Here is a 9,634-nt window from a genome sequence, read left to right as displayed (position 1 = left end):
AATGTATCTTTTTATCTAAGGATAAATGTATCTTTTTATCTTTGTATCTTTTTATCCTTCTTTTAATCTGGTTAGATGTAATTAATCCATTTGTAGAGGCATTTACAAAGAAAAAAGCTTGTTGTAACGTAATACACAACAAGCATCATTCTACAAAACAAAACATATTTTGATGAATCAAATCTACATAAATAAATCGAACAAAACAATTGAATATGAACAGAAAATAAAAAAGTCACTCCCATATGCTAACGGCTACCAACCTTTAGCGGGAATGACTTAATCCTGTACTCTAATACAGGACTTTTGTTTAAGCAGTGTACCACCACTAACTTAAAAATGCCTTCGTCGAGGCTTCTTTGATATACCCATTTTATCTATGATTTGGCTAAAATTCAACTAGTAAATACTAGATTTGATTATTTTGTAGTCAAAAAGATATATAGGGCATCTCTAAACCTAGAAGTCTTGTGAATGTACAGGTCCTTTAGTAATTGGAGATACCTTTTTGTTTTTTTGTTCGCGTGGAATTGCCTGAAACCACGTTAATAAAAACTGATAATCCGTAATTACGTGCTGCTATATAGTGGGAACGTGTTGCGGTGTGGCTTGCTGTTGGTCGTGCAGGGGGTACAGAGTATGCGCCTACAAAAACAGCACCCCTCATTGGATTCCTATTCATTCGGTGAGGGTAGGTGAGAACTACCTATAAAGGTTCGGGTGGTAGCCATTAGCATTACGGTGCTAGGGAACACGTTCAGCTTGTCGCACAGGGGTGGCTTTGTGTAGTGGACAAGTCTTAGGCAAAGGGCGTGTACGGTGAAAACTGTTAAGTGAATAGGGTCTATGCATACGGATACCTTAGTAAGCTAGTGCAAAGTAGACGCTTATCCTTCTGTTTTGATTGATTACTTTTTTTGTAGTCTTTCAAAGTAGGGGATAAGTCTGCCTGTCAGCCGTTGTCCTTGACGCATGGCAAAGTATCAAAACCCCTTAAAACTGTCAAGACATTTAAAGAAAAAACTTTGCCACTGGCTAAGAGTAGCGGTAGAAATAAGCAACTACCACTAACTAAGATAGAGGATAAGGGGACGGTAGTATAGAATTTGTCTTATTTCTAAAATTTAATTTACACAACAGATATAGTACGTGAAATTATAATAGGTGGGGGGGATGTGAAAGTGAATAAGAAACAAGACGTGCGATATATAAGGGAATATACATTAAGAGATGGCAGTGTAAAATCCATAAAAGTTGAGACCTGGAGAACGTTGAAAGAAGAAATGAATGTTTTAGGTATAAAAGACTCTGATATTTTTCAAATTCAGTTAATAAGATAACAGTAAAATAAATGGTTATTGATCCTTAACGTTGAAAATAGCGTTGTTTAATAAATGATACTAATGACATTGTTTTAAATTGTGTTTGGATATCTGATAAGGTAGATTGGCAATCATTTTTGTAGTCATCAAGTATACATTGATAGTTATTTTTTTGTTTAACCATGAACGTGGAATACATGTCAAATATTTTATTTTCAGTATCTGTGTAGAAAATATGAAAATTATTTCTTTGTACTATTAGATTAAAGTATCCATTTTCCACAGTGAAGCCAACTTTTGTATAAAAACTAATTAAATATTCTTCATCAAAGAATGCATTCAGCTTACCCCTGAAATGGAGTTCATAATCAGGGTAGCTCATATAGGCCCATCTGAATATGGAGTATATCATAGCTGTTCCAATCCCTTTTCCACTAGGTTTTGCATCTAAACTTGTAATAAAAATTCGAATTGCTTTTTTTGAATGATTTTCTTCAATACGACATGAAGTTGTTCCGACATCGGAATTATTTTGGTCATGAAACTCTATATCAAACTTGATAAAGTTTAACCGTTTTTCAATTCCAGTAAAGGAACTTTCTAATCTTTGACCATTTTTAGTCATGATTATTGGAAGTGTAGTTAACATAGTTTAAAGTAAGTCCTTTCTATATTGTAAATAAAAACAAACCCTCATAATAGAGAGCTTGTTTTTTTGGAAATAGAGATAGGGTACTAGCTATGACAAATTAAACTTATCATATGTTGAATAATCTTGTATTGAGAAATAAAAGTACCATTTTGTTAAGGCGAAAATCAAATTTTCTCACTTTGCGAAGTTAGTAGATCAGTAGTAAGATGTAATGGACTTAGTCAGTCAGCCTTTTCTTTGTTGTAGCTCCGTGTATGCGGGGCTTTTTTATTGAAATTTGTAACTAACTTTGACAGTGTACTCTGCTATATTTTGATTCCTGTAAACAGCTGTTGCAGATAAGCTTTCTGTTTCATTTCCTCCTAATGTATTTCCAATAACCCAAGTTTGAGGTTGTTCTTGTAGTACATTTCCTTCTTCGTCATATGCGATAAATTCTATATTGTATAATTTTATTTCTTTGTCTGTCGTGTTGGTATATTGGCCAGTAATATTAACTTTGTTAACAGATATGTTTTCGAATTTTAGATCTCCAATCAAAACGCTTGTTGATTCAGCAGAAATCTTTTCTGATTTTGTTATTAGCTTTGATTCTTCTTGTTCTTCAGATCCGTTAACTTCTTGCCAACCACTATCTTTTAAAACTTCTGTAGTTCCTGTTAATCAATTTATTCTAACAGGCCATTTTTGATCCATCTTGTCATATCTATACAATCCCGGCCAAACGATTAAACCAAATATAATTATCGCAATTCCACCTACGATTACCCACGATTTCATAAGTATACTCATCCCCTTGCTATTGTATTTTTGTAAAGTAAATAAGAAGTACTTTTTCCAATGTTCTAAGATGTTTTATGATACTCAACTGTGTCTAATCCTTTTCGTTTGTTAATCAAGTTTGTAAAGATCTTACTTAATTTCATTGCGGGTTTTTCAACTAAATAATACATACAAGATGATACAATGATTGTACCAACAAAAGAGATAATACATATAGCCCACATAGGCACAATACCATTTAATAAATGCATACATGATAACAATACAATTAAATGATATAGATACAAACTATAAGATATTTTGCCAATAAAATTTATAAAATTGTTACTTAATATTCTGGAAATTTTAGACGATGAGATTGCGAGTATAATTAGAATGGCTGCACCTATTGAAGTAACCCAAGTGTCTGTAATAGATCTATAAAACGGGTTAAGGTTTGGAATTAAAATATTTAAAACAAAGGAAGGATGAGCATAGAGGTATAAAATAATTCCAACTACAAATAAGAAAACCTTATTTTGCATAGTTAAATTTGAAATTTTATTAATAAGACTTGTACGATACTTTGCTAATAATGCGCCTACAACGAATAAAGCTGCACAATGTATTGTGTAGTATATTTCTGTTCCTGTAAATTGTTTATCTGATGATGAAAATATGATACTGATAAATGTTAGGAAAACAGCTAATAAAATTCCTTCTTTTAAGTTTGATCTTATTAACAAAAACATGACGATTGGAAAGATAAGTGATATTCTCATTTCATGAACAAGTGACCAGACCACATTGTCTAAATTGCTTGTAAATGTAACAATTAATAATAAATGATCTTTTATAATATCCATATCAATTCCACGTCTCCAGTTAACATTAAACCAGTCTGACAATCCTACTATCTTTCCACTGTAAAACGCTTCTTTACATACAATAGCGATAGTAATTGCAATTATATAAGGAATATAAATTCTGCAAAATCTCCTAAAGACATACACTACATAGTTAAATTTCTTATTTGAATAGAATGGCAAAGATAGAACGAATCCAGATAAAACAAAGAACAATGTTACTGCCTCACTCCCTGCGATAAATCCCCGAAAAATACCACGTTCAAAAAGTAACCGAGTAATAATAGTTTGATTGAAAGCTAAATACATGTGACCGCAGAAAACTGATAAAGCAGCCAATCCCCTAAGCGAATCTAAATTTTTGTACCGATCAGACATATAATATCCCCCTCTATCTACATACTTTTTTAAGAATAACTTAATTTGTGTAAAGAAAAAGCACTCTTTCGAGTACTTATTTCAATCCAAATTGTGATTTGTTTGCTAGCTTTTCTTCTTGGAATGTGAAGTTGGCGTTTGCTCCAAGGCCTTTTTCTCCATCCCATTTGTACATAATTGTGTGAAATTGGTCGCCTTTTTGTCCTGTCTCAGATAGAACTTCACCATCACTGCCAATTATGTTTTTAACTTCTTCGTATGACATGCCGTTTTGAATTTGATCAAACTCAGCTTTGCTAACTCCAGGCTTATTTTTAGCTTCTTCTTTTTTAGTCTCTTCTTTCTTAGGTTCTTCCTTCTTCGGTTGCTCTTGCTTAGTTTCTTGTTTTGGTTCTGTAGAAGTAGTCTTTGCTTCTTCTTTTTTATTTCCACTATTTCCGCCAGCTGCAGCAGCTACGATAATAACGACAATAACCCAAAACCACCATTTTTTGTAGAAAGGTTTTTTCATAATGTTATTCCCCCAATGATTAAAATGTAAGATTTCCAAATCTCATACATTGATTGTACGGCATTTTGCCGTTATAATCAATGGCGAGGTGAGAAAAATGTCAAATAAAGAAAGAGTGGAAATTCGTATGCCAAAAGCGATATTGGAAAAAGTAGATAGGTATAAGGATGAAAACGCTATACCTACAAGAACAGCAGCTATTCTTGAGCTGTTACGAAAAGGATTAAAAGAGTAAGAATTTAATTAGTTGTTCCAATGAAGTATAAAAAAAGAGAGAGCATCTCTGCTCCCTCCTTCATTTTTACATACATAGAATATTTTTCTTGTGGCAATTGGAAAACTTTGCTACTACAATTATTTTAACAGCTCATCATTCTGACCAAGGAAACGAACATAATGATTGAGATGTTTGCAAAAACACTCTCTTTGACTTTCAGACAACGCCGCATACGTTTTCTGTATGTCGAAGAGAGTATTATGTAGCACTTCATCATTATTTCCGTCTATACGTCCAACAAGCACGTCTAACGATACATTGAAATATGATGAAAGCCTAAGCAAAGTTGTTAAATCTGGTTCAGAAAAACCATTTTCATAATTGTTTATCTGACTTCTACTTAGATTTAAATCATGTGCTAAATCTTCCTGTCGCAATCCGGTTCGTCTTTTTCTAAGTTCTTTTAATGTTTTACCGAATGTATTCTTCATATCTCAAGTATAATTATAGATACATCTTTATACTACAAATGATAGATTTATTGTCATTTAAGTTTTCATGATATTTATTTAATCGTAAATAAGAACATTAGTTCCTATTTTAAGTCCTATGTGGTAAAATATACATATAGGGTATTTAAATGCAAAATTTAATATTCATATCTTATAACTGAAAAAAATGTAGAAAAAACAACTTTCTCAACATTTTAGAATTAATATAATTCTAAATATTTGTAATTTTTATGGTAAAATAATTTTAAATAATAAAATCGGACATAAAAAAAGACCCACGACTGTGAAAGTGGTGTTGCGAGCACCCTTACACCGTCCACCCTAACAGACCTAGGGGAACTCTTGTCATAAGTCTTCATAAATATTATAACATACATCTAAGAATATATGGCGCGTTTTCCTTTAATTGTAATAATTTGGGTAGCGTGTCTTTTTGTCCAACAAGGAGGACAAAAAAATGCAAGAATTATTGAACAATCTTAAAGGTGATTTATGTTTAGCTGGCATCACGAACAATAAGTTAGCATCGTCATGGGGAATATCTCCTAGTGGTGTATCTGATGTATTTAAAGGAAGAAGACAAATGCGATTTTCATATCTCTCTACATCGTTAGCTTTATTGAATAAAGGAATTAAAACAGAAAGTGAATTTATTTCTAAATATGCAGAAATCGCAAAACCTAAAAACAAAAGAGAGATCATGGAGTATTTATCTTTACGTGGAGACTTTCAATCATTAAATAAAATTATAGAAAAAGAAAAGGAATCGAAAACAAGTGTCAATAAAGAGTGGGCTAATGTCTATGATCTAATCTATAAAAGATATACTGAAAAAGTTGAGCTTCTTGAATTTTATAATTTGATGCGAGAGAAAAACAAGAAGACAAACACATTAGAAATGAAGGTCTTGATTGATCTATTATTATGCCAACTCTTATATCAAACAGGTAATCATGAATTAATTTCAAATAAAATGGACGAGATAAACTCAAATATCAAGCTTATATCTAATAAATTCATTGAAAAGACATTTGATTTACGTTTAAAAGAGGCTGAAGTAGTTCTTCTCTTGAGAAATGGAAATATAGAAGAAGCACGAAATAAATGCAAAGAAATGATAAGTGTATGTCAGCTAAACCATTATTATCTTTTGCCGCAAGCAATTGCTTATTTTAAATTAGGCGAGTCTTATATATTTGAAGATTATGAGAAGTCTAAGAAGTATTTACTTAAGGCTTATACATTATTTGATGGATTAGATTATGCTGGTATTACAGAAAAAAGAAAAATGTTTCAATACACTCTTTCTTTTTTGAAAATATACCACGGAAAAGAAATGGACACTTTGAAAGATGTTCATAAGGCCGAATTAGCATTTTTAAAAATTAGACAAGGATTTAAAGAAGAAGCTGAACGCATGTTAATGGAATTAAAAGACGAAAATGGAGAATTAAGTGCTATACAAACAGTTTACTTGGCAATGGCACGTGATAGTAAAACTTTAATGAAAGATGCACTCGAAAGTCTTCTTCAGAAAGGCGACATATTTTACTCTCAATTAGCTAAAATATACTTGGGTTATTATTGAAAAAAATGGTATAATTATCTTATGAGAAGAGGTGAAATAATTGAATAAATTTTTAGTGCTTTTACCTATTTTATTAATAACAGGAATGTTTAATTTCGCCACTGATAATCAAATAGAATCTAGTCAAGATGCACCTAAACCAGTCATACAACGAATGAATGTAGATCCAGGTGGATGGTAAGATTTAATTATATAATAAAATTAAATATACAATAGATTAAAATGCGGTCATCCTTTATGGGTGGTCGCATTCGTAGTTTTTGGGGATATTCTGTTTTTCTTAAATTATAAAAAAACAGAATATATGGTAATAAATTACAAAAAAATGGAGGGTGTTGGGGATGGAGAAAGTACAAGTTGAAAGTGTAGAAACAGAAATTAAAACGGAGTTAAGTGGTATTGTGAGTGCAGCACACACAGGGGACTCAATATCATATGAAATGTTATTGAAAATAAAAGAAGCGATTGGTAGCATCTAGAGCTATCAATCGCCTGATATTTTAACAAGGTTTCGTATTATTTCCAATAGTTCTTTTTGTTTTTCTGGGTTTTTTGTTCTTATTTGCAACATAAGATCTTCAAGTTCGTCTTTAGCTGTAATTTTAGGGTCTTTTTCATCAGATTCACCAAGAATGTAAGATACTGAAACGTTTGATATTCTAGCGATCTCCAGGCTCATCTTTTTAGATGGGCATTTTTCGCTTTCTTCATTCTCCCACATCGATACCGCTGATCTACTTTGCATTCCTAAAGCTTCAGCGAATTCCCTTTGGCTCATTTTTAATATATCTGTCCTTATTTCTTTAACTCGTCTACTAATTAGTTTGTAATCCATTTTTTTATCCCCTTATTAATTATTAGTAATTATAAGCTTACTAATGATATAAAAACTTCCCTTATAATTAAATTTAACAAAAATGTTCTCAAAATGACAACACTTTTTAATAAGATAACATCAATTTAAAAAAAGTTTCATGTTTTTTAAAATTAGGGGTTCTCAAAAAGAGACCACTATGTTATACTCAAAACAACGAAACGAACAAAGGGTGATACCGAATGAAATTAAACATTGAAAAGATGAGAGAGCTTAGACTTTCTAAAGGTTTCACACAAGACGAAGTAGCAAAAACAATAGGCTACACAAGAAGGCATTCATATTCTCAAGTTGAAACTGGGAAGCGTGAACCTAATCTACATAGAATGTCTTTGTTAGCAAATCTTTATGAAGTAACTATTGATGATTTGATAAAATAATATTTTTTTGTCAAAGGGGTCTCTAAAAGAGACGTCTCGAAAAAAGAATAAGGGGAGAAGAAAATGAATCAATTACAAGTTTTCAACAATGAAGAGTTTGGACAGGTTCGAACAGTAGTGCAAGGTGAAGATGTTTGGTTTGTAGCAAAAGATGTATGCGACATCTTAGAAATAAACAATAGTCGCCAAGCAACTTCGAGATTAGATGCAGAAGAAAAGGACGTCATTTCAAATGACACCCCTGGTGGGAAACAAAATTTGATTCACGTTAACGAGTATGGTCTTTACAACTTAGTGTTCATGTCAAAAAAACCACAAGCTAAAGAATTTAAAAAATGGGTTACTCACGAAGTTATCCCTTCTATTAGAAAACACGGAGCATACATGACAGATCAAGTCTTGGAACAAGCAGTAACTAATCCGGACTTTGCGATTGGTCTTCTCACTAAATTAAAAGAAGAAAAAGAAAAACTTGCAGCAGCTCAACGACAAATCGTACAACAACAACCACTTGTAACATTTGCAGAAGCATGTATGCAATCTGATCAAACACTAAAAGTTGGTGAAGTTGCAAAACTTGCTATGAAACAGGGAATCAAAATAGGGCAGAAGCGATTATTTGAAAAGTTGCGCGAATGGGAATTGATGTTTAAAAACTCAACTGAGCCAACACAAAAAGCATGCGAAAGAGAATTATTTGAAGTTAATCAAGGCGTTAAGCAAAAACCTAATGGTGAAGCATTCACTTGGACAACAACATACGTAACACCAAAAGGACAAGCTTACATCATAGATCGATTGAAGAAAGAAAATAACAACCAAGCAATCTAGCACCTAAGAATATCAAAAAAATCGATATTAATAGGAGTGAATACGATGGATGAAAATTTAATAATCGGCCTGCTTTTTCCACTAATAGGAGTAGTTGTTTATTTGTTGGACAAGCCTATCAAACGGTTAACTAGGGAGGGAAAGTAATGAGTGTAATAGATCGTAAACAATTCATAGAAACACGAAATGAATGTATGTCACAGTATGCGCTGAAAGAATTGATTGCTGAACTTCGTGGTGATCGGCACGGAATGGAAAGGTGGCATGAAGAGCATTTACGGTGCGGTAAAGAAGTACTTGAAGTATTACTGAAATAGGACAAGCATTTGCTTGTCGAAATGTCCAGGAACGAAAAAAACCTATTCGGAGGTGTGTTCCCCACCACATCTACTCATTTACTAATGTTCCTGGATGTTTCGATGTGCAAAGCATCAGAAAGGAGGAAAATACATTGGAGTTTCAATACGACAATCATGGTCGAATGAAATATCATCCAGGTTTCCATTTTTCGCACAAGTTACCTTTTACTGAAGAAGATTTGGAATACCTTTGTAAATTTTATGATTTTGATGATAAGCAAGCAATAGCATTTGCTTTAGGCAAAACAGAAAAAGCACTAGCTGATCGTGTTTCGAAATTAAAGAAAGCAGGAATGTTCCATTTTTATAAGACACTTAACAAATATTATGTATAAAAAAAGCTACCACCCAGCACGGTGATAGCCGATAAAACAGCAATTAA

At 32.4% G+C, this 9,634-nt stretch carries 15 protein-coding genes; 9 read left to right on the top strand and 6 right to left on the bottom strand.

Annotation, left to right across the window (positions count from 1 at the left end; genetic code table 11):
• Positions 1-1,181 precede the first annotated feature (1,181 nt).
• Positions 1,182-1,340 (top strand): hypothetical protein, encoded by a 159-nt coding sequence (locus MR076_RS23155; RefSeq protein ID WP_242224576.1) that lies wholly within the window; start codon positions 1,182-1,184, stop codon positions 1,338-1,340.
• Positions 1,341-1,365: 25 nt separating this feature from the next.
• Here the strand turns inward: MR076_RS23155 and MR076_RS23150 are convergent, their stop codons facing one another.
• From MR076_RS23150 to MR076_RS23135, 4 genes are all read right to left on the bottom strand, one after another.
• A complete protein-coding gene (locus tag MR076_RS23150; protein ID WP_242224572.1) occupies positions 1,366-1,971 on the bottom strand; it encodes a GNAT family N-acetyltransferase in 606 nt (201 codons plus the stop codon).
• Positions 1,972-2,241: 270 nt separating this feature from the next.
• Positions 2,242-2,514, bottom strand: coding sequence for an FxLYD domain-containing protein (locus tag MR076_RS23145; protein WP_242224570.1), 273 nt, complete (start codon positions 2,512-2,514; stop codon positions 2,242-2,244).
• Between the two features lie 305 nt (positions 2,515-2,819).
• Entirely contained in the window at positions 2,820-3,980 is a 1,161-nt protein-coding gene (locus MR076_RS23140; protein WP_242224567.1) for an acyltransferase family protein, read from the bottom strand.
• Between the two features lie 76 nt (positions 3,981-4,056).
• Entirely contained in the window at positions 4,057-4,491 is a 435-nt protein-coding gene (locus MR076_RS23135; RefSeq protein ID WP_242224565.1) for a DUF3862 domain-containing protein, read from the bottom strand.
• Between the two features lie 97 nt (positions 4,492-4,588).
• Between MR076_RS23135 and MR076_RS23130 the strand changes: the two genes are divergently transcribed.
• Positions 4,589-4,726, top strand: coding sequence for a ribbon-helix-helix domain-containing protein (locus MR076_RS23130; RefSeq protein WP_242224563.1), 138 nt, complete (start codon positions 4,589-4,591; stop codon positions 4,724-4,726).
• A gap of 119 nt (positions 4,727-4,845) precedes the next feature.
• Here the strand turns inward: MR076_RS23130 and MR076_RS23125 are convergent, their stop codons facing one another.
• On the bottom strand, positions 4,846-5,199 hold the full coding sequence (locus MR076_RS23125; RefSeq protein ID WP_242224561.1) for a helix-turn-helix domain-containing protein: 354 nt from the start codon (positions 5,197-5,199) through the stop codon (positions 4,846-4,848).
• A gap of 478 nt (positions 5,200-5,677) precedes the next feature.
• On the opposite strand from MR076_RS23125, the gene MR076_RS23120 reads away from it, so the two are divergent.
• From MR076_RS23120 to MR076_RS23110, 3 genes are all read left to right on the top strand, one after another.
• Positions 5,678-6,808, top strand: a complete 1,131-nt coding sequence (locus MR076_RS23120; protein ID WP_242224558.1) for an AimR family lysis-lysogeny pheromone receptor — start codon at positions 5,678-5,680, stop codon at positions 6,806-6,808.
• 40 nt (positions 6,809-6,848) lie between these two features.
• Positions 6,849-6,989 (top strand): complement C1q protein, encoded by a 141-nt coding sequence (locus tag MR076_RS23115; protein ID WP_242224556.1) that lies wholly within the window; start codon positions 6,849-6,851, stop codon positions 6,987-6,989.
• Between the two features lie 160 nt (positions 6,990-7,149).
• The gene (locus MR076_RS23110) at positions 7,150-7,287 is read left to right on the top strand and encodes a hypothetical protein (RefSeq protein ID WP_242224554.1); all 138 of its coding nucleotides are present in this window, start codon (positions 7,150-7,152) and stop codon (positions 7,285-7,287) included.
• Between the two features lie 5 nt (positions 7,288-7,292).
• On the opposite strand, the gene MR076_RS23105 is transcribed toward MR076_RS23110, so the two are convergent.
• On the bottom strand, positions 7,293-7,643 hold the full coding sequence (locus tag MR076_RS23105) for a helix-turn-helix domain-containing protein (protein WP_242224552.1): 351 nt from the start codon (positions 7,641-7,643) through the stop codon (positions 7,293-7,295).
• Positions 7,644-7,864: 221 nt separating this feature from the next.
• On the opposite strand from MR076_RS23105, the gene MR076_RS23100 reads away from it, so the two are divergent.
• From MR076_RS23100 to MR076_RS23085, 4 genes are all read left to right on the top strand, one after another.
• On the top strand, positions 7,865-8,062 hold the full coding sequence (locus MR076_RS23100; RefSeq protein WP_242224550.1) for a helix-turn-helix transcriptional regulator: 198 nt from the start codon (positions 7,865-7,867) through the stop codon (positions 8,060-8,062).
• Positions 8,063-8,125: 63 nt separating this feature from the next.
• Positions 8,126-8,893: a BRO family protein gene (locus tag MR076_RS23095; RefSeq protein ID WP_242224548.1), complete on the top strand. Its 768-nt coding sequence runs from the start codon at positions 8,126-8,128 to the stop codon at positions 8,891-8,893.
• A 146-nt stretch (positions 8,894-9,039) separates the two neighbouring features.
• Positions 9,040-9,210, top strand: coding sequence for a hypothetical protein (locus tag MR076_RS23090; RefSeq protein ID WP_242224545.1), 171 nt, complete (start codon positions 9,040-9,042; stop codon positions 9,208-9,210).
• A 134-nt stretch (positions 9,211-9,344) separates the two neighbouring features.
• Positions 9,345-9,587, top strand: a complete 243-nt coding sequence (locus tag MR076_RS23085) for a DNA-entry nuclease (RefSeq protein WP_242224543.1) — start codon at positions 9,345-9,347, stop codon at positions 9,585-9,587.
• The last annotated feature ends 47 nt before the right edge of the window (positions 9,588-9,634 follow it).

This window comes from Bacillus cereus group sp. BfR-BA-01380 (genome assembly GCF_022663535.1).
GTDB classification, from domain to species: domain Bacteria; phylum Bacillota; class Bacilli; order Bacillales; family Bacillaceae_G; genus Bacillus_A; species Bacillus_A cereus_BB.
Note: the sequence above shows the minus strand (reverse complement) of the source record. Positions and strands in the feature narration are given on the sequence as shown.

Excerpts from the sequence above, each read along its gene's own strand:
- MR076_RS23140 (WP_242224567.1), bottom strand. The coding sequence starts at position 3,980 with ATGTCTGATCGGTACAAAAATTTAGATTCGCTTAGGGGATTGGCTGCT.
- MR076_RS23130 (WP_242224563.1), top strand. The coding sequence starts at position 4,589 with ATGTCAAATAAAGAAAGAGTGGAAATTCGTATGCCAAAAGCGATATTG.
- MR076_RS23150 (WP_242224572.1), bottom strand. The coding sequence starts at position 1,971 with ATGTTAACTACACTTCCAATAATCATGACTAAAAATGGTCAAAGATTA.
- MR076_RS23120 (WP_242224558.1), top strand. The coding sequence starts at position 5,678 with ATGCAAGAATTATTGAACAATCTTAAAGGTGATTTATGTTTAGCTGGC.
- MR076_RS23095 (WP_242224548.1), top strand. The coding sequence starts at position 8,126 with ATGAATCAATTACAAGTTTTCAACAATGAAGAGTTTGGACAGGTTCGA.
- MR076_RS23135 (WP_242224565.1), bottom strand. The coding sequence starts at position 4,491 with ATGAAAAAACCTTTCTACAAAAAATGGTGGTTTTGGGTTATTGTCGTT.
- MR076_RS23090 (WP_242224545.1), top strand. The coding sequence starts at position 9,040 with ATGAGTGTAATAGATCGTAAACAATTCATAGAAACACGAAATGAATGT.
- MR076_RS23110 (WP_242224554.1), top strand. The coding sequence starts at position 7,150 with ATGGAGAAAGTACAAGTTGAAAGTGTAGAAACAGAAATTAAAACGGAG.
- MR076_RS23100 (WP_242224550.1), top strand. The coding sequence starts at position 7,865 with ATGAAATTAAACATTGAAAAGATGAGAGAGCTTAGACTTTCTAAAGGT.
- MR076_RS23105 (WP_242224552.1), bottom strand. The coding sequence starts at position 7,643 with ATGGATTACAAACTAATTAGTAGACGAGTTAAAGAAATAAGGACAGAT.
- MR076_RS23125 (WP_242224561.1), bottom strand. The coding sequence starts at position 5,199 with ATGAAGAATACATTCGGTAAAACATTAAAAGAACTTAGAAAAAGACGA.